Origin of the sequence: Bacillus sp. HMF5848, from assembly GCF_003944835.1 — a bacterium.
In the GTDB taxonomy this organism is placed as follows: domain Bacteria; phylum Bacillota; class Bacilli; order Bacillales; family HMF5848; genus HMF5848.
Map to the genome: position 1 here is coordinate 4,133,633 of NZ_RWIV01000001.1, position 17,705 is coordinate 4,151,337.

At 42.8% G+C, this 17,705-nt stretch carries 17 protein-coding genes and 1 riboswitch; of the genes, 5 read left to right on the top strand and 12 right to left on the bottom strand.

Annotated features, from left to right (window positions below; translation table 11 throughout):
- Positions 1 to 1,009: 1,009 nt before the first annotated feature.
- Positions 1,010 to 3,736, bottom strand: a complete 2,727-nt coding sequence (locus tag EJF36_RS19475; RefSeq protein ID WP_125907890.1) for a DEAD/DEAH box helicase — start codon at positions 3,734 to 3,736, stop codon at positions 1,010 to 1,012.
- 3 nt (positions 3,737 to 3,739) lie between these two features.
- Complete coding sequence (locus EJF36_RS19480; RefSeq protein ID WP_125907891.1) at positions 3,740 to 5,344, bottom strand: SWIM zinc finger family protein; 1,605 nt, start codon at positions 5,342 to 5,344, stop codon at positions 3,740 to 3,742.
- A gap of 259 nt (positions 5,345 to 5,603) precedes the next feature.
- A riboswitch (cyclic di-GMP riboswitch) is annotated at positions 5,604 to 5,734 on the top strand.
- A gap of 43 nt (positions 5,735 to 5,777) precedes the next feature.
- On the opposite strand from EJF36_RS19480, the gene EJF36_RS21675 reads away from it, so the two are divergent.
- The gene (locus EJF36_RS21675; protein ID WP_185806981.1) at positions 5,778 to 5,915 is read left to right on the top strand and encodes a hypothetical protein; all 138 of its coding nucleotides are present in this window, start codon (positions 5,778 to 5,780) and stop codon (positions 5,913 to 5,915) included.
- Between the two features lie 176 nt (positions 5,916 to 6,091).
- Here EJF36_RS21675 and EJF36_RS19485 read toward each other — a convergent pair whose 3' ends face one another.
- From EJF36_RS19485 to EJF36_RS19495, 3 genes are all read right to left on the bottom strand, one after another.
- Positions 6,092 to 8,017 (bottom strand): ATP-dependent DNA helicase, encoded by a 1,926-nt coding sequence (locus tag EJF36_RS19485; protein ID WP_458772699.1) that lies wholly within the window; start codon positions 8,015 to 8,017, stop codon positions 6,092 to 6,094.
- 648 nt (positions 8,018 to 8,665) lie between these two features.
- Complete coding sequence (locus EJF36_RS19490; RefSeq protein ID WP_125907893.1) at positions 8,666 to 8,899, bottom strand: hypothetical protein; 234 nt, start codon at positions 8,897 to 8,899, stop codon at positions 8,666 to 8,668.
- Positions 8,900 to 8,917: 18 nt separating this feature from the next.
- The gene (locus tag EJF36_RS19495; RefSeq protein ID WP_125907894.1) at positions 8,918 to 9,352 is read right to left on the bottom strand and encodes a single-stranded DNA-binding protein; all 435 of its coding nucleotides are present in this window, start codon (positions 9,350 to 9,352) and stop codon (positions 8,918 to 8,920) included.
- A 312-nt stretch (positions 9,353 to 9,664) separates the two neighbouring features.
- On the opposite strand from EJF36_RS19495, the gene EJF36_RS19500 reads away from it, so the two are divergent.
- A complete protein-coding gene (locus EJF36_RS19500; protein WP_125907895.1) occupies positions 9,665 to 10,090 on the top strand; it encodes a YwpF family protein in 426 nt (141 codons plus the stop codon).
- Positions 10,091 to 10,191: 101 nt separating this feature from the next.
- Here EJF36_RS19500 and EJF36_RS19505 read toward each other — a convergent pair whose 3' ends face one another.
- Complete coding sequence (locus EJF36_RS19505) at positions 10,192 to 10,710, bottom strand: hypothetical protein (RefSeq protein ID WP_125907896.1); 519 nt, start codon at positions 10,708 to 10,710, stop codon at positions 10,192 to 10,194.
- Between the two features lie 507 nt (positions 10,711 to 11,217).
- Here EJF36_RS19505 and EJF36_RS19510 point away from each other — a divergent pair.
- Entirely contained in the window at positions 11,218 to 11,808 is a 591-nt protein-coding gene (locus EJF36_RS19510; protein ID WP_125907897.1) for a GNAT family N-acetyltransferase, read from the top strand.
- A gap of 307 nt (positions 11,809 to 12,115) precedes the next feature.
- Here EJF36_RS19510 and EJF36_RS19515 read toward each other — a convergent pair whose 3' ends face one another.
- A complete protein-coding gene (locus EJF36_RS19515) occupies positions 12,116 to 12,523 on the bottom strand; it encodes a hypothetical protein (protein WP_125907898.1) in 408 nt (135 codons plus the stop codon).
- Between the two features lie 180 nt (positions 12,524 to 12,703).
- On the opposite strand from EJF36_RS19515, the gene EJF36_RS19520 reads away from it, so the two are divergent.
- Positions 12,704 to 13,549, top strand: a complete 846-nt coding sequence (locus tag EJF36_RS19520; protein ID WP_125907899.1) for a polysaccharide deacetylase family protein — start codon at positions 12,704 to 12,706, stop codon at positions 13,547 to 13,549.
- A gap of 6 nt (positions 13,550 to 13,555) precedes the next feature.
- Entirely contained in the window at positions 13,556 to 13,759 is a 204-nt protein-coding gene (locus tag EJF36_RS19525; RefSeq protein ID WP_125907900.1) for a hypothetical protein, read from the top strand.
- A gap of 37 nt (positions 13,760 to 13,796) precedes the next feature.
- Here the strand turns inward: EJF36_RS19525 and EJF36_RS19530 are convergent, their stop codons facing one another.
- The 5 genes from EJF36_RS19530 to EJF36_RS19550 all read right to left on the bottom strand — a co-directional run bounded on the left by EJF36_RS19530 (position 13,797) and on the right by EJF36_RS19550 (position 17,426).
- Positions 13,797 to 14,327 (bottom strand): hypothetical protein, encoded by a 531-nt coding sequence (locus tag EJF36_RS19530; RefSeq protein WP_125907901.1) that lies wholly within the window; start codon positions 14,325 to 14,327, stop codon positions 13,797 to 13,799.
- A 75-nt stretch (positions 14,328 to 14,402) separates the two neighbouring features.
- Entirely contained in the window at positions 14,403 to 14,825 is a 423-nt protein-coding gene (gene fabZ / locus EJF36_RS19535) for a 3-hydroxyacyl-ACP dehydratase FabZ (RefSeq protein ID WP_125907902.1), read from the bottom strand.
- Positions 14,826 to 15,298: 473 nt separating this feature from the next.
- Complete coding sequence (locus EJF36_RS19540) at positions 15,299 to 15,598, bottom strand: DNA-directed RNA polymerase subunit beta (RefSeq protein WP_125907903.1); 300 nt, start codon at positions 15,596 to 15,598, stop codon at positions 15,299 to 15,301.
- A gap of 14 nt (positions 15,599 to 15,612) precedes the next feature.
- On the bottom strand, positions 15,613 to 16,422 hold the full coding sequence (locus EJF36_RS19545) for a flagellar hook-basal body protein (protein WP_125908464.1): 810 nt from the start codon (positions 16,420 to 16,422) through the stop codon (positions 15,613 to 15,615).
- Between the two features lie 173 nt (positions 16,423 to 16,595).
- Positions 16,596 to 17,426: a flagellar hook-basal body protein gene (locus EJF36_RS19550; protein ID WP_125907904.1), complete on the bottom strand. Its 831-nt coding sequence runs from the start codon at positions 17,424 to 17,426 to the stop codon at positions 16,596 to 16,598.
- Positions 17,427 to 17,705 lie beyond the last annotated feature (279 nt).

Genomic DNA, 17,705 nt, shown 5'->3' on the forward strand with positions numbered 1-17,705 from the left:
TTCTGTTTAAGCGCTTTCATTTTGTAAGTATTAAAAGGGTTGCAGAGAGTTTTCTGCGCCCCGTGAAACCAGGGTTGGTGTTGCCTTGTGCGAAATCTTGTTGGTGGATGCGTGTTGGGTCATGGTTGTTGAGTAAATAATGTGTAAGTGCAGCGCGTGTGTGATGGTCGTAAGTCTTTGGTGTTGGTCGATATAGATTGGGTAATGCGTTTCATGATGTACGTGTGCTGCTTGAAAATGAGTTGTGCGTATTGCGTCTTTGGTGTAGGTAGTTGTCTAGTTGAGTTTGTCGTGGTGTAGGGTTGTGTGCGAGTTCTGTTGGTGACATTTGCTTGATGTTGAACATGTCTTGCCAGGTTCTACTAAGCTAGCAAATTATGTAACTGTAACAATTGGAATGTTTTAACTATTTGTATAGTAACATATGGGCGGATGATTGTGAAGATGTTTTCCACTTTATTTTTAAATTTTGGAGGAATTGTTCAAAAATGGAGTGTTGGGGGTGGGATTGGAGCGCCGTGTTAGGAACGCAAAAAAGGTTTCCGACTTGATGGAGCTCGTCGGACACCTTGTGGCGGGTCGTATTCAATTCAATATGCCAGGCAGTGTGTTTGCCCATAAATCTTGAGATTTTACCCATAAATCACTGATTCTTGCCCATAAACCGATCAACTTCTTTTCCCCATAACTCACGAAATTTCGCCCATAAACCACGAAATTTTGCCCATACCGTTACGAATACCATGGATCAGCACCCATTATTCGTGTAAGAGATTAAGGACTTTAAGTTGATGTGTTTCCCCCTAAACAAAACCCCACACTACTTCGCGTGCGGGGCTTTGTTTGCTAGCTTTTTGGCTATGAGCATGTAGAATTCTTGCCATTCTTTTGCTTTTTGCTCGTGCTTGGCCGGCACGGGCTCAGCCTTCTTTTTGCGTGGCATGTTGCTCCCCTTTCTTTCATGAGGTCAGGCCTCCTTCGAGTGCCCGACCCATATTCACCCCAAAATTTACGTCAGCATAATTAATTCGCGCAGCTCATCGGTGTCAAGCTCGGTGATCCACTGCTCACTTTGGATAATTTGGTCGTTCAGCGACTGCTTTTTCTCGAGCATGAAATCAATTTTCTCCTCGAGCGTGCCGGTCGTGATCAGCTTATGCACGTGTACAAACCGCTTCTGGCCGATGCGGTAGGCGCGGTCTGTCGCCTGATTTTCAACAGCCGGATTCCACCAGCGATCGTAATGGATAACGTGATTGGCGGCCGTTAAGTTCAAGCCGGTCCCGCCAGCTTTTAGCGACAGCACGAGCACGCGACCCTGCCCCGCTTGGAAATCCTCAATCATCCGGTCGCGCGTTTGCTTCGGCACACTGCCGTTCAAGAATTCGACGTCCGCACCGAACTTATCCTCCAATAGCTTCACAATCATTTCACCCATGCCGATATATTGGGTAAAAATTAAGCAGCTTTCCTCGCGCTCCTGAATACTAGCGACTAAATCTAGTAGCTTCACGAGCTTGTTCGAACGTTCGACGTGGGCAGTGGTGACGGCGCGAGCTCCTCGGGCTTCTTTTAAATATAAAGCAGGGTGGTTGCAAACTTGCTTGAGCTGCCCAATCATTTTCAAGATGAGCCCTCGTCGCTCAAAGCCGTTTAGTTTTTCGATTTGAGCAAATGTATCATTGACGAGCTGTTCATATAATGAAGCCTGCTCGACTGTTAACGGACAGAACTCTTTTTGCTCCTGCTTATCAGGCAGGTTGAGCTCCACCTCTGGATCTTTTTTCGTGCGGCGCAGCAGAAACGGACGAATGAGGCGCTGCACTTGGCTAATTTTTTCCTTATCATTGTCCTTCTCAATTGGTGCGACGAACTTTCGTTGAAATCTTTGCAAACTGCCTAAGTAGCCTGGATTGATAAAGTCGAAGATCGACCACAATTCAGTTAGGCGGTTTTCCATCGGCGTCCCTGTGAGCGCGATGGCATGCTTTGTTTTTAGCTTGCGGATCGCGCGCGACTGCTTCGTGTACGCATTTTTAATATTTTGCGCTTCATCAAGACAGATTGCCTGCCACTCTACCTCTGATAGCTCTTCAAAATCAAGCTGTGCTAACGTGTATGATGTTAAAATTACATCCGCGCCTTCGATCCAGCTTGGGAAATTGTCGGCGCCTTTTGCGCGCGTGCTACCATAATGAATGCGCACGTTCAAGGACGGTGCAAACGTCTCGATTTCTTTTTGCCAGTTGCCGAGCACGGATGTCGGAGCGACGATCAGAGCCGGTGTGTTGAAGCCTTCGGTCTGCTTCACGTGTAGTAAGTAGGTGATCGTTTGAATTGTTTTTCCGAGTCCCATGTCGTCCGCTAAGCAGGCACCAAAGCCATAGCCACGCAAAAAGCTGAGCCATTCGTAGCCTTGCTTTTGGTATGGGCGAAGCTCGCCATGCAATTCCTCTGGTACAGGCAGTTCGGGAATGTCTGTTAACTGCGACAGCTGCTGTAGCATTTTTAAAATGTGAGGATTTGCTTCAATCTCAATGTCTGGTGCATCTTCAATGCCTTCAAACACAGAACCCGCTCCAAGCTCCGCCGCTAATACATCGCGTACGTGCAAGCCTTCTTTATCTGCTTTACGAAGAACGGCTTGCACTGTTTTTAAAAATTCCGGATCGAGCTTAATCCATTGTCCACGAATGTAGACGAGGCGCCGCTTTTGTTCAACTAGCTTGCGGAACTCATCCTCTGATAGCTCGGCGCCACCTTGGGTGGACACGCGCCAGTCAAAGTTGACAAGTGATTGCATGCCAAAAATTGAGCCCGGACGACTGCCGACTGACGAGCGCACTTTTGCTTTTAACGACAGCTTCGCATCGCGAATCGCTTGCCACCAGCTCGGTAGTAAAATTTCCACGCCCGCTGCGACTAACGTTTCACTTGCCACTGTTAAAAACTCCCACGCCTCGAACTCACTCAACTCTTCTTTTATACCATCCTCGGCGACAATCCACGGAACGAGCTCACGCCATATCGTTTGCTCTCTTGTTAACCGCTCAGAAAAGTCGTGCCATTCGTTTGGCAAAAAGTCATACACATCATCATCGTCTTCTTTGCTTCGGAAAAACGGGCGTAAGCGCCATGGCTCTTCGTCTTCATCTGGTTCTTCTAAGCGCAATCCGACTGTAAATGGTGTGTTGTCCTGCAGCCAGCCTATTTTTTCAAGATAATCATGCTCATCGACAACAGCTGGCGCCTCGCTCATAAGTAGAGGATACGCCTCTTGAATCGCTGTCCACGCGTCAGCCACTTCGCCATCTGTTGCAATATATGCTTTTACGGCCTCTGATAACCACTGGTTTAAAAACTCATCGCTGTTATCGAGGGCGCGCCAGCCTTCTAGCGTCGGCGCAAAATCCCCTTGTGCGATAATTTGAACAATTTGCGGTGCAACAGTTTGCAGCTTTTGACACGTATCGTCCCATGTCCACTGCACAAACGAGTTCCACGTTTCGCCAGCAAACAGCTCGGCCGCCTGCCACGCATCGAGAAGAATGCCTTGCTCTCTAGGGGTGTCCACGATTTCAACAAACGTGCCGTAAAACGAGCTATCGTGCCACGAAAATAGCAACGGGCGCCAATCCTCTGGTTTGACAGGCAAGCCTGCGTCATCGGTAACCGAGATTAAAAGGGTCGTATTGTGGTGCCACCTTGCATATACCTTTAGCGCCTGTGTTCGCATCTGTTACACCTCCTTCTTGATCAGTCCTGCATGCTCCATCTCTTCTTGAAGAGCGCGAAGACGCTTGTATTCATTGGCCATGCGCTCGATGTACGTTTGGAACGTTGGCTCTTGCTTTTGCTTTCTATATAACGTGCGCAGCTTTTTCATATGGCGCACCGCGCGTTTATAGCTTTTGCGGTTTTTTTCCGCAATCGCTGTTATGACAGAGCGATGATACACCGGTAACAACAGCTCACTTGCTTCTTTTTCAATTGTTTTCAAGTCGTGCTTATCAATGCCTTCTACTGGATAATCCAATAAAAGCTGGAGCTCGACCCAATCGCGATAGCGCTGTTTATATAAGTAGTAATGGTACGTTTCGACATAGCTATACGGAAACAGCGTTCGCAGCAAATGCTCATACACGTCGAAGTCATCCGTTGTGTACGCATAATTGTCTAGCACAGCGAGTATGTGCTTTGTCGCATCGCGCTTTGTTTCTCGTGTTCGTAGCTCTGTAACATATGCTGGCGCATGCTGTAACAATAGCGGCACGTACTCTTTAGTCGTGTCCCATTTTTCCCAGCTAATAAGGGCTGTTAACCACTCGAGTAATTGTGGCAGTGGCTCTTCTGCTTCTGCGAGCATTGTCGTCGCTTGTGCCGTTTCTTCTAATAAAAAATGAAGATGAGCGCGCACCTTTCCCGCCAGGGGCGTTGATGACTGTTTTAGGACCTCAAGCTCGTTTTGACGCCACGATGAATCTGTAAATAAGTTTGACCATAGCTCTCTATACATGCGGAGCCGCAGTCCCGGAAGTGATTCCCTATCCAACAGCTGGCGCGCAATCGGAATTATTTTTTCAATAAAAGGCTTTAGCACTTTCGGAAACGGTGTCCCGACAGCATTGTTAACTGTGCTTTCGACGATGTTGGCGAGGTACGTGTCGACGTGGTATTTTCTCATATAATCGTTGTATTCGCCGCGAGTATACACGTCAATCGCCTTCTGCAGTACGACGATGCCGGCTAGTATGACAAACAGCCGCTTTTGTTCTTGGTTCGTTGGGGCGTGCTTTTTTAGGCCTAAATAATAGAGATGATACATTTGCGATATGATAAAGGGATTGCTTAGTTTTTGTGTTTTCATAAACTCTTCGAATTGTTCATCAAAGTAGGTGAGCCACTGTTCAATTGATTTTTCATTGTAGACGGGCTCATCGACATATTCGCGCGCTCGTTTGACATGCTGCTGAAGTATGCTCGGTAGCTGCCGTTCGCGTTGCTGTTCACGCACTTCTTGGATAAAGTCGCCTACGCGCGCCACCGAGTTAAATATGTAAAAAAAGAGTGCCACTTGATGTGGGCATACTCCTCCATAAAAGCATGAGCAATGGCTGCGATCGAAGTCTGTTAAGTACAGCTTCGGATTTTCTAGTGAGCTGTCCATCACATTGCCAATCACCGTGTCATCTATTACTTGCACATTAAATACGTTGCCTTGCTGGTATAGCTTAAAGCCGTCCTTCATTAATGTTTGCCCGTCGTGCTTTAAAGTTAGTATTTCGTTTTTTAAGTCACTAGCAGCTTGTAGCACTTGCTCGCGTTCCAGTTGATCCCGCAGCATCAAATCGGCCTCCCGAAAAAAATTCATCTTATTATTATACCACTTATTGGTTTCAAAACGCACATTTGAGGGGAAGTGTGGGTAGTTTTTGGTTTGGTGGGGGTAGGCGGCGGCGACTGAGGGAGTTTGTGGGTAGGGTTTAGTGGGGGGCGGCTTTGGACTTTGGTTATTTGGATTGGGGTTAGGAGTGATTTTCGATGGGCTAGTACCTGCTTCCTATACAAAAAGACCTATATTTTCGATATAATGAAAGTACATCGTACGAGAAGGGCAAAGCCGTTGAAAAGCGGTGACGCAAAGCTAAAGGGGCTACTGGAGAAAGGTGCCTGGCACTCGAGGGGTGCCTGGTCCATGGAACGATGAGATCTCCTATGCTAGCCAGCTACCGAAAACAGCCTCCGTACGATCGAATTATAACGGGGGAGGAATTATTATGGCGAACACAAACAACGACTGGGTTCAGCTACTAAAACGTGTTTATGACAAGCAAGCCGCTACGCAGGAGCGCCCACTTGCTGACACTTTGCAGCATTTACAAAAACAACTGGATGCGATTGTTAGTACAAGATAAACTACAAAATAAATTAGGTGAAGCCAAAATACGGCTTCACCTTTTTTTAGTATGAGATTCATTGTGGCATTATGTTGTTTTGCATCAGATTTGAATTGTGGTCGTATAGCACCTTACTTTATCCGGCGTAAATCCTGGTTATACAGGTGCCGTATAACAGCTACACGAGGTAACCTTTAAAATTCCATCCCCACTGGCAATACTGCTTCAATTTGTGCTAGGTAGTCGCGTTTTTCAGCAGCCGTCATCCAAATGTGGACTTTACCGAAGTCTTCGCTTGTGCGAATTAGGCGGCCCACGCCTTGGCGGAGACGAAGTAGCATGTATGGTACGTCGACTTCCTCGGTCGGATTGTGAGCGTCTTGGCGTTTCGCTTGGAACACAGGATCGTGTGGTGGAAATGGTAAAGATGACACGATGACTTGTGTGAGTGATTCGCCTGGTACATCAAGGCCTTCCCACAGGTTGAATGAGCATAACACCGTTGTGTGATCTGTTTGGAAGTCGCGCACGATGTCGCTGATTTCGCGGTCGCCTTCATACACTATGTCAAATGGCAGGTCTTGAGTATCGGCCACTACCCTGAATCGGTTCATTTCTTCAATCGATGTAAACAATACAAGTGAGCGTCCGCCGTTCGCTTTTAGCGCATCGATTATGTCGGACCATTTCTGCTCTTCTTTTTCAAAAGTATGTCCGAGCACTTTCATGTTTTCTTCGTAGTCAAATGGTGAGGCCACTGTGAACGACGCATATTGTTCAATGCCTAGGCTGCTTGCGATATAAGAAAAGTCGCCCGCCTGTGATAATGTGGCGGAAGAAAACACAAATGGAATCTTTTGCGAAAAAACTTCCTGGCGCAATATTGTCTCGACTAGACGCGGCATAATGACAAGTGTGCTGTCCTCTTCATGCCCTTCTAGCCAGAAAATCCCCTCGTTGTCTTTTAACAAGATGGACAAACCGTAAGATAAAAACTCTAAATATTCCTCGATCATTTTCACATAATACTCTTCTATTATATAGAGCTCGGAATCAAATACTAGCTGCTCTAGTAGCTTCTGTACTTTTACATCAATGCTAGAGGCGATCCGAATCATGTCTTTCGATCTTGGGACTTCCTTCCGGTTCGAGCCTTCAACATAGCGCGCTTCATTATGCATGATGTCAAACCATTGCTCATGAAGTTCGAGAATATCTTCAATTAAATAGAGAGATTCCTCTCTGACACCTTCACTTAAAAAGTTCGTTAGCATCGAGTGCAACGTTCCTTCGTGGAAACGGTACGTTAATCCCTTTTGTGCGGAGAACTCTAGTAAGTGACCTTCGTCAAATACAACACAGCTTGCGTCTGGTAGAAGTGGAAGCTGGCCTTCACGCTTACGTGATTCTTTTGTCCAAATATGCTCCATGTAAAAATCGTGTGAGCATATTATTAAATCGGCTGAGTCGCGGTAATGGTGGCGAGTTAATGTTTGGCCACAACGATGGTGCCAGTCACACGTTGCACACTTTTGTAAAGGGTCCCATGCTATCGATGCCCATTTTTCATTGTTAATCCAGGGGTACTCTTTGCGGTCGCCGTAATGGTAAAACGACAGAAGCGATGCTGAATCATACACGAAATCTGGAATTTTATCATACACCTTTACTAAATCTTGATCTTCTGTGCGCTGAATATGCTGGTCTAATTTTTTCACACAGACGTATTGCTCACGTGCTTTCGCTAAACGCACATCAATGTTTAAGCTAAGCGCCTCTTCCAGCTTTTGAATATCGCCTTGTTCTTTTACTAGCTGTTCAATCAACGTTTCATCAGCACAGGATATAATCGCGGGCTTGCCCATATAGCGTGCATAGCAAAGTGCATATAGTAGGTACACAAACGTTTTTCCAGTCCCAACGCCGGCCTCGGCAAAAATGGTACTTTTATTTTTAAAAGCCTTCTCAAGCTGATACGCCATGTAAATTTGCTCATCACGCAATTCATAGCCTTTTTCCGGCAATATGTCGTAAAACACATCGCCAATGTAGTCACCTAATCTATCGTAGAAATTCTCTGTTTTTGAAATCGTAAAAGGTAAGGAATTGTTCATGTACATGTCCTTTCTAATTGTAATTACCGTCCTTAATAATAGCAGATATCCGTTCGAAAGAGAAAGGTTTGAGGCAGAATAGGTGATTCGCTCTAGGAATGTGCATATTGGAGAAGGGGAGAGTGCATGATTAAAGGAGAAAGTTGCACGATTAGGTGGAATGTTGCACGATTAAAGGTGAAAGTCGCACGTTTAGGAGGAAAGCTGCACGATTCAAGGTGAAAGTCGCACGTTTAGGAGAAATGCTGCACGATTAAAGCAGAAAGTCGCACGATTAGGAGAAAAGTTGCGCGATTAAAGCAGAAAGTTGCGCGATTAGGAGAAAAGTTACGCGATTAAAGCAGAAAGTTGCGCGATTAGGAGAAAAGTTGCGCGATTAAAGCAGAAAGTTGCGCGATTAGGAGAAAAGTTGCGCGATTAGAAGAAAAGTCGCGCGATTAATTTCGACCTTGATTTAGGTTGTTAAGCTAGATCGTTCACAGAGTTCCACAACGACCAATAAATGTAATTTTTCAAAAAAACAAGCCACTATTTCTAGTGGCTTCAGCTTTGAGGGATAAATCGAGGCTGCTTTTTTATTCTCTTTCGAGGCTTCTTTAAGACAGGAGCTTGTGAGGAATCAAATGGTGCGAGGAACAGTCGTTGCTGAAATGGTTAGCTGATCTTGGTGAAGGTCGTTGCGTGAAGGTCATACATGGAGCTTTCTAATGAGGTTAGTTGTTCTTGCAGTTTGCCTAGGCGCTCGGACTGAGATGTTTCTTCAGCAACTTCTTCAATTGCTTGGACTAACTGAGTTTCTAGGTCGATTAGTTTTTCGTGGGTTTTTGCTACCTTACATAGCAAATCTAGTACTAGTCTTTCTATTCGGTCGATACGTTCCTCAATCAACTTGCCTGCCTCCTTTTTTTAAAAAGGAACTGCTTCCTCTAATGAGTTCTCTGTTTGTTCTGTTGTTTCATTTTGTGTCGTTGGTGCTTCTTCGGTTTCATTTGTGTTTAAAATTGTTTGTGGCACTGAGGTGGTAGGCGGCCGCTTACTTAAAAACTGAACATGATCTGCCACCACTTCCGTGACATAGATGCGACGTCCATCCTTATCATATGACCTTGATTGTAAGCGTCCGGTTACGCCTACTACCGATCCTTTCCGACAATAGTTCGCGATGTTCTCGGCTGATTTGCGCCAGATTGTACAATTGACAAAGTCAGCATCAATTTGACCATTAGCGTTGCGAAAGTTTCTATTAATCGCTATTGTCACATGTGACACCGCTACGCCACTCCCTAAATATTTCAGTTCGGGGTCGCGAGTAAGGCGACCTACTAAGACTACATTGTTCATGCTTTAAACTCCTTTCTTCTGTGTTTCGTTTGAGCAAGTTTATAGTACTGCTAATAAAAATGTTTGTAAAATTTCAAAAAACGTGTTTTTAGGCTGTTTTTTTAAATAATTATGGGGTTTTTTTACATATATTCGACGCTTTTCTTGTTAAAAATTAAAAATCGAACTTTTTATAATTTTTTTTCGACATGTCATCTGTATTATTTTAGTGGCTAACAAGTATGCTATAATATGAATAAAGAATGCTATTCGCGTTACATAAAAGCAAATTGCTTTTCATATAGACACTTATGTGTGTAGGAGGGTTTTCGTATGAAAACGTTCAAACTTGTTTCACTGTTAGTCAGTAGCCCTGATAGAATTGCGGTTCCTCTAATTGATGGTTTGATTATAAATAAATTAGACGGCGAAAATAATTGGTTGATTGAGATTTTGACAACGAAAGAACTTCGTGGATTTTTCCAGGCTATTAATGATCAAAATTTAGAATTGACTATCCGCGCAACAATATCTAAACCAGACAATGATCCCGCTAAGTTGAAGGGTAAGATTCACTCAATTTCTCTCATGGAAACTAACATGAGCATACTCATACATGCTCAAATGGTCGGCGAGAAGACTCAATTTTCCGAAGCTATACTAGCTGATTTAATTCATGACGGCTTAGAAGGTGAAGAGCTTCTTCAGCAGTTCAGCGCGAAGCTTCATGAGAAAAAACGTGCCGTTTCGATGACCTAAGGTTTTACGACAACCTAGTAGCTAAGCTTGCGTTAAAACCTAATAATAGGTGCTAAAATTTACAAAACGTGTGGCTTTAATGAGCCACACGTTTTTTGTGATTACTTTCGTTTTTTCAAACGAGCTTTTATATCAACTGCTTTTGGAATATATAAAAATCTATATTGCATACCGTTTCCGATAAAAAACGATTGCAGTATGCCATACACATTTGTTAGATCTAGATCATTTGGTAGTGTCATTTGACGCCTGAACATATGAAGTTTATCATGCCACTTAAAAAACTTTACATCTATGTGTGATTGGCTATGATCTACAATTACTTCAAGTTGATTTTTCATGTCATGCGTTCGAAATACGAACGCCACCGGACATTCCTCATGAAAGTATAGCTTGTCATAGTTTATAATTTTGTCTTGCGTTACTTGTGTATTGGGAATGTTGCCTTGTTCTTTCGAAATCCACGAGGCAACAGCAAGGTTGGAGGAAAGGCTGTTGTTATTTGAACGAAGGAATTTACACTGTTCCTCTTTTAAGATTAATTGATTATAAGATCGATTAGTGCGTCTTTTTTTACTACGATATATGAAAATAATTTCAACTAACTCAAAAGACTTCATGCTTGTGTTGGCTACTGCAAGTGTCCTGAACCAAGAAAGGATTGTAGTAACCGTTTCTTACACCTCCTATATAATATGATGACTCGGTTCAAGTTATTAACCTTCCCTCCTTACCGTTTTTTTACAGTATTACTATTCTATAATAACTCCATTTTAATTTGACAAAAAGTTTGAAAATCCACCATTTTTAGGCATTTAGTCACAAATATTAACCAAAAACTCCTACTTTCGACACAATTCTCTGTTTTTTTATAATAGTTGTATAAACAGCTTTTTAATACTTTGAATTGTGATGTTCTACTAAACTTTATTTTATCTCGATTTTTAATACGTTTGGATTATGACAGCGTTTGGTGGTGCATGCAATTGTGTAATCTTTTGCAAAATCTCCCCTTTAAAAGCGGTTTACATTCATAATTTTTTACAAAATCTTACGAAATAAGTCATAGCTATTGTTTTTTGATTTGTGATATTATACTAGTTAATATTTTATGAGGGGGAGTGTGTATGTTTTCGTATACAGTGGATGATACTATCTCGCTAAAGTTAATTGAATTAAGTGATGCTAACAGTATTTATGAATTAGTTGATCAATCACGTACATATCTCCGCCAATGGCTACCTTGGGTTGACGGGACTACGAAGGTGGCTGATTCGATTGATTTTATCCGCGCTTGTCAGAAGGCGTACGTTGAACAAATTGGGATGTTTACTGTCATTATGTATAACGGCAAGATTATCGGGACGGCTAGTTATAACTCACTTGATTGGAGAAATAAAATTGTCTACATTGGATACTGGCTAGCACCGGACTATCAAGGACAAGGGATTATGACGAAGGTTGTCAAAGCGTTAACAACCTATGCTTTTGAGGAATTACAGTTTAATCGGGTGGATATTCGGGCTGCTACAAGCAACGTAAAAAGCCGATCAATTCCTGAGCGACTTGGATTTATATATGAAGGAACTGTGCGAGATGCGGAGTGGCTATATGATCATTATGTTGATCATGCTATTTACGGTGTCTTAGCTAGAGATTGGCAACGTAATATGGCAGGGATGATGATGCAGGGGCGTGCTGACGTAACTGTTGACTGACACAAAATGGGGCAGCCATAAGCGCAAGCATTTTAACCGAGGGGCGTGCTAGTCGCAGTCCCATGCAAGCTGCTACTGAAAATTAGGAATTGGTCGCGAACCAATACGAAGGAGCAGGCTTGTTAACCTGCTCCTCTTATTTAATGATATAACGAAGTATGTGCATTTTCTTCATCATCAAAGTCGGTTTCGTGTTCTTTTCCGTGCAAGTCACGCTCTGCTTGTTCGATTGTTTCCTCTAATTCCCCTAACGAGTAGTCTCGTTCGGGTAAATCTGTTTCATACGCCTGATAGTACAGGATCGATGCTACTTTGTGTCGCTGCTGTTTTTTTTTAATTGAATCGTAAATTGGTCAATATAAAATTTTGCTTCAGCTTTACATGAATACGAAACGTCAGGAGCACCTGTTTCGTGAATGAGTCTATCCAGTTGTTCAATTTGTTCGCTAGTTGGTTCCTCTGATAACACCTTATTGATACATTCATTTATTTTACCCGCTAATTCCTCATGAAAAGTAGGATTTGACTTAAGCTCTTTGTCTACTTTTCCAAACCACGATGCATTGCTCTCAATATATGCACGCCATTCGTTCATGAAGTTTTGCAGATTAAATTTATCTTCGCTCCATTTAATATCATTCATATATTGCTCAAATGCTTGGTTGATCGAACGGGATATACTTATTTTAACCCCGTGTGGAAGATTTTTCAGCATGAATCAAGAGTACCTCCAAACTGTACTTGTCTAATGAATAATATTACCATAACTCTACACTATATGACAAAAACTTTATGAACATTTTTATTGTGTTAACTGGAAAAATAGGTGGTATCTATCAAACAAATAATAGTTTAATATAATTATATAGGAAAAAAGGTATAAAGGAGTTTGATTATGTCATTAAAACGACTCTTATTTTTTGCTGTATTTTCGATAGTATTTGTTGCCTTAGCCGGATGTTCGGAAACAGCATCGACAAAAAGTACCGCAACTGAAGTCCCAATTCTACTATATCACCACATACTTGAGGACAAAGAGTTCGAGCATTACAAAGACCGATTACCTGCCACAAACAAGCAAATGTTTTATGAGCAAATGGCTTTTTTAAAAGAAAATGGCTATCGCACCATCACGCTAGATGAGTTGTACAAGTTCATTAACGGTGACATTGAGCTACCAGAGAAAAGTGTAATGATTCAATTTGACGATGGCTTAAAGTCAAATTACGTATATGCGTACCCGATTTTAAAGGAGTTTGGTTTTACAGCTGTTGAATATATCATTACGTCGCGCGGCAATCGTCCGATAGAGCCATTTGATCCGATGAGCTTCAAGCAGTTTATTCATTTTGATGAAATAGAGGATATTGACGATGTGTTTGAATTCGGAAGTCACACACAGGAGCTGCATCAAGTTGACTCAGAAGGAAACTATACATCTTTGATTGATGTGCCAACCGATCACATTATCAATGATTTGCACACAAGCCTTGATTTATTGTATGAGCACGGTGTGTATGATGAAAGTTCGTTGAGAACTATTGCATATCCATTTGGTCGATTTAATGAGGAAACGACTGAAATTGTTGAACAGCTTGGCTTTGCCATGGGTTTTACTACAAAGCAAGGTTATGTACGTGCTGGTGATGATCCTTACACATTAAAAAGGTTTTATTTTGGCCCACGCACTACGATGGAAGATTTTAAACGGATTGTGCAGTATGAGTTTGAAGAGGAGTAATCGCCTTTGAGACGTTGGGCGTTAATTGACGATTTTAAAACCGTTCGATTTGACCGTTCGGCGCTAATGGACGATTTGACCGTTCGATTTAACCTTTCGGCGCTAATGGACGATTTGACCGTTCGATTTAACCGTTCGGCGCTAATGGACATGCATCCACAATTCATATGGGCAAAGACTAGAGCCAGATCAAAGACAGGGCACCACTAAATGTGCGCCCTGCCTTTTTTGTGGTGTGATTTATTAATTAGCGAGCAAAGCCGTTGCCTTCATCATTTCCACCTAACGGGTCGCGGTCGTAACGATCCATATCATTGAGATCACGGTCGAAGTTTACATTTGTACCGTCGTTACGGTCATAGCGATCATTCAGGTCCATATCACGACCATAGTCGCCACCCGTGCGACCGTTGAAGTTTGTATCTAGGCCGTTATTTCCCATTCTGTCGCCATATCTGGTGTTGTTTAAGTCATTACCATAGCCTTTACGCTCATAATAGTGCATGCCGTTGTCGTCAACCATGCTGTCGTTTCCGTTGTCATCAAAGTCGATGTTCTCAAACATGTCATTTGCACGGTCGTTGCCAAGCATACGATTGTTGTTGTTTACATTTCGAGGTTGGTTCATATTATCGTTTAATCCATTTCTATAGTTAACATCTTGAAGATTGTTATCTCCTGCTGGAGGTGCATCATTATCGCCAGCTGCCCCACAGCCTGTTAACATAATTCCTGCCATTAACGCAGTTGCAACAGTAGATAACCATTTTTTATTCAAGATTAAACGCCCCTTTCGCATCCGTAAAAATTGACCCTTTTAGGTCTTTCGTTAGTATGCGCAGGGGCTCAGAAATTATTTAAGAGCAAACATTATCTCCGTTTCACATGCCAACTCTCCATTTACCGTTGCGACGCCTTTTCCTTTACCTAGTGGCCCTTTAATGCGAATAATTTCCACTTCAAGACGAAGCTGATCTCCTGGCTTTACTTGGCGCTTGAATCTGCAGTTGTCAATTCCTGTGAAAAATGCTAACTTGCCGCGGTTTTCCTCAACTTTCAGCATAGCGACCGCCCCAACTTGAGCCAGTGCCTCCACAATCAATACTCCAGGCATAACAGGATAATCTGGAAAATGACCGTTGAAAAATTCTTCATTAGCTGTAACGTTTTTAATTCCAACAGCGCGTTTACCATCTTCAATTTCTTCAATTCGATCAACTAACAAAAATGGATAACGATGGGGTATGATTTCTTTAATTTGAGTAATATCTAACATATGTATTCACCTCTTATGTGTATAGGTAGTTTTTTTCATTATACGGGTTTATGGTGGATAAGAAAAGTTCAAGGGCTGTGGATGGTGGATGTTTTGCGCTGTGAATGAGTTAAAGGCTATGGATGGGTTGCGGCGTTGTGAGCGAATTTAGGACTGTGGACGGATTGCGGCGATATGAGCGAATTTAGGACTGTGGATATTTTGCGTTGTGGACGAATAAAGGGGTGGACGGGTTGCGGCGTTGTGAACCAATTAAGAAATGTGGGCGTTTCGCTATGAACGAATATGGACTGTGGATGTATTATGTTATGAGTGTTTGAGAGATAATGCGGGTTTTGTGGTGCGCGATGTGCGTGGCATGTGTAGTGTTTTTGTGCAAGTGCCTTCGGTTTACGGTACGTTGCGGGTTTGCAGAATGAAAGAGTTAGAAAAAGAAAAAATTAGGCAGAGTGAGAACCGTCCCCACTCTGCGGTTATTCTTTGTTTACTAGGTCAACGATATGTTGCCATGTTGATGATTTGAGGGCATCTGCTGGTTCACCGTCACCTAGTACGCCGTAACCGAACATAGCACCACTTATTAGGCTAACAAACATCAATACAAGTACAATGATAATGCGCATCCAAATTGGGATGAGTCGTACTCGTATCCGTTTCTTTTTTTTCTTGATTGGTTCTTCTTTAGGACGAGCCTGTTCTGTGTATTCTTGGTCTCGCGAACGCCTTAGCTCTGCACGAGATTTTAAGTTTGTATTTTCTGCATTACTAGCCACTTTAAAACGCTCCTTTACCGAATTCCATTAATTAAGCCCATCATTTGGTCCGCAATGGAAATGGATTTTGCGTTAAATTGATATGAACGCTGTGTTGTTAACATGTCAGTCATTTCCTTAGTCAAATCAACGTTTGATTGCTCAAGTGCTCCTTGCTGTAACCTAATATCTTCACGATTCATGTTAGTAATTATACCAGCCGTATCAGCTGGTGCGGCAAATATGTTGCTACCAACCGCTGTCATCATATTAGGACGGTCAATGTTAACGACCCCTAAGTTCCAAGTTTCGCTATTATTGTTAGAATCCGTTATTGTTAGTGTACCTGTTTTTTCAATATTTATTTGTTGAATATCACCATTTATGACAATTGTGTTCCCATTTTCGTCTAAGATCGGATGTCCATCCCCCGTTACAAGCATGGATTGCTGAGAGCCTTCTTCAAGCTGTGACAAGTATAGCGCACCGTTACGAGTATAATGCGTCTCGTTGTTTGCAAGTACTTGTAAAAACTGACCTGGGCTTGTGAATGCAAGATCTAATGGACGCTCTGTTTGTTTTAGACTACCTTGTGACATAATAATACTTGTATCGGCTAATTTGGCACCTGTTCCTAGGCGAATGCCGTTCGGAGTGAGACGCATACCTTCTTCGGCTTTTGCAACAGGTTGATTGTTAAATTGCTGTGCCAGTAGCTCACCGAAGTTTGCTTCACGTTTTTTGTAGCCAGCTGTATCAATATTGGAGATATTGTTACTGATTAGATCAAGCTTTTTTTGCAGCTGCGTCATTGTATTTGTCGCTGTAATCATCGAGCGATTCATCATTGCCCACCTCCCTAATTTTTTGGCTCTGCTTAACTTCAATGTTGATTTTCGGCTCCACTGCACTTGCTTTCCGCGGGCGGTTCAGTATCGTGCAGTTCGCTACATTTTCTTAAGTCAAAGCCTATTTTTTTAAAAAAAGTATGAATTCGGCTGTGTTAATGTATGTATCATTATACGCGACCGATGTCGTTTACTGCTTTTTCTAAACTTCTGTCGTAAGCTTGAATGACTTTTTGGTTTGCCTCAAATGTTCTATATGCCGTCATTAAATTTGTCATCGTTTGGCCTGTATCCACATTGGATTGCTCGAGTGCGCCTTGCTGAATTTTAAAAGAAACGTCTGGATTGTTAATAGCTGCCGGTAGATCCTGTTCTGATCTGAATAAACCATTGCCTTCTTTTACAAGATTCATAGGGTTTTCGGCATAGACCATATTTAGTGTAGCAAGTGGACCGTTCATTGTTGAAATCGTCCCGCTATTATCAACTGTAAAATCATTTGAATTCGGTTGTATAAGATTATTCGTATCATCTAGTACGTAGTATCCGTCATTTGTTGTTAAGTAACCTTGACTATCTATTGTAAAATTTCCGTTTCGCGTGTATCGAGTCGCCCCGTCTGACCCTTGAACTGCAAATAACAGTGTCCCTTGCACATTTGTCTCAGGGTTCGTTGGAATCGTGCCGTTAATGATAGCCAAGTCTGTGGAGCGCTCTGTGCTTCGAATATCACCTTGATTGAAGCTAGGTATCGTCTCCTGTAAGTAGACGCCCGTGTTCATCGGTCCAATTGGTATCATTCTTCTTGCAGTCTGCCCATCCTTAGTCGGTGTCATATCTGCCTGCATGCGCTGCATGAGCATTTCAGGAAACGCACGGACTGCGGACTGATCTGCCTTGAAACCAGGTGTATTTGCATTTGCTAAATTGTTCGTCAGCATCTCCGTTCGGCGTTGCTGTGCTAGCATACCCGATGCCGCTGTATAAAAGCCTCTTAACATTGGACTCCCCCATTTCGACAAACTACTATCAATATTATAAAGGATTCGCTTAAATAATTCATGGTAAATATCATTTTTCCAAAATTTTCGTGACGAAATGACTAGGTGGAGGTCGTGCGTGCGTTCGGTAGCTTGTTTATCTGACGTGAGGGTGAGCGTGGTCTCGCGGAGACTGGCGTGAACCGGTGGGATTCTGGTTTTACGCCGTGGGGTGGGGGTGCGGCTGCTCGGGTCTGGGTTTCCGCCGTGCGGTCTCGTTTATCCGCCGTGACTTGTCGA

Coding starts and splice junctions, on each gene's coding strand:
- EJF36_RS19545 (WP_125908464.1), bottom strand. CDS start 16,422: ATGAATCGCTCGATGATTACAGCGACAAATACAATGACGCAGCTGCAA.
- EJF36_RS19550 (WP_125907904.1), bottom strand. CDS start 17,426: ATGTTAAGAGGCTTTTATACAGCGGCATCGGGTATGCTAGCACAGCAA.
- EJF36_RS19475 (WP_125907890.1), bottom strand. CDS start 3,736: ATGCGAACACAGGCGCTAAAGGTATATGCAAGGTGGCACCACAATACG.
- EJF36_RS19495 (WP_125907894.1), bottom strand. CDS start 9,352: ATGAACAATGTAGTCTTAGTAGGTCGCCTTACTCGCGACCCCGAACTG.
- EJF36_RS19510 (WP_125907897.1), top strand. CDS start 11,218: ATGTTTTCGTATACAGTGGATGATACTATCTCGCTAAAGTTAATTGAA.
- EJF36_RS19485 (WP_458772699.1), bottom strand. CDS start 8,017: ATGTACATGAACAATTCCTTACCTTTTACGATTTCAAAAACAGAGAAT.
- EJF36_RS19500 (WP_125907895.1), top strand. CDS start 9,665: ATGAAAACGTTCAAACTTGTTTCACTGTTAGTCAGTAGCCCTGATAGA.
- EJF36_RS19520 (WP_125907899.1), top strand. CDS start 12,704: ATGTCATTAAAACGACTCTTATTTTTTGCTGTATTTTCGATAGTATTT.
- EJF36_RS19480 (WP_125907891.1), bottom strand. CDS start 5,344: ATGCTGCGGGATCAACTGGAACGCGAGCAAGTGCTACAAGCTGCTAGT.
- fabZ (WP_125907902.1), bottom strand. CDS start 14,825: ATGTTAGATATTACTCAAATTAAAGAAATCATACCCCATCGTTATCCA.
- EJF36_RS21675 (WP_185806981.1), top strand. CDS start 5,778: ATGGCGAACACAAACAACGACTGGGTTCAGCTACTAAAACGTGTTTAT.
- EJF36_RS19515 (WP_125907898.1), bottom strand. CDS start 12,523: ATGCTGAAAAATCTTCCACACGGGGTTAAAATAAGTATATCCCGTTCG.
- EJF36_RS19505 (WP_125907896.1), bottom strand. CDS start 10,710: ATGAAGTCTTTTGAGTTAGTTGAAATTATTTTCATATATCGTAGTAAA.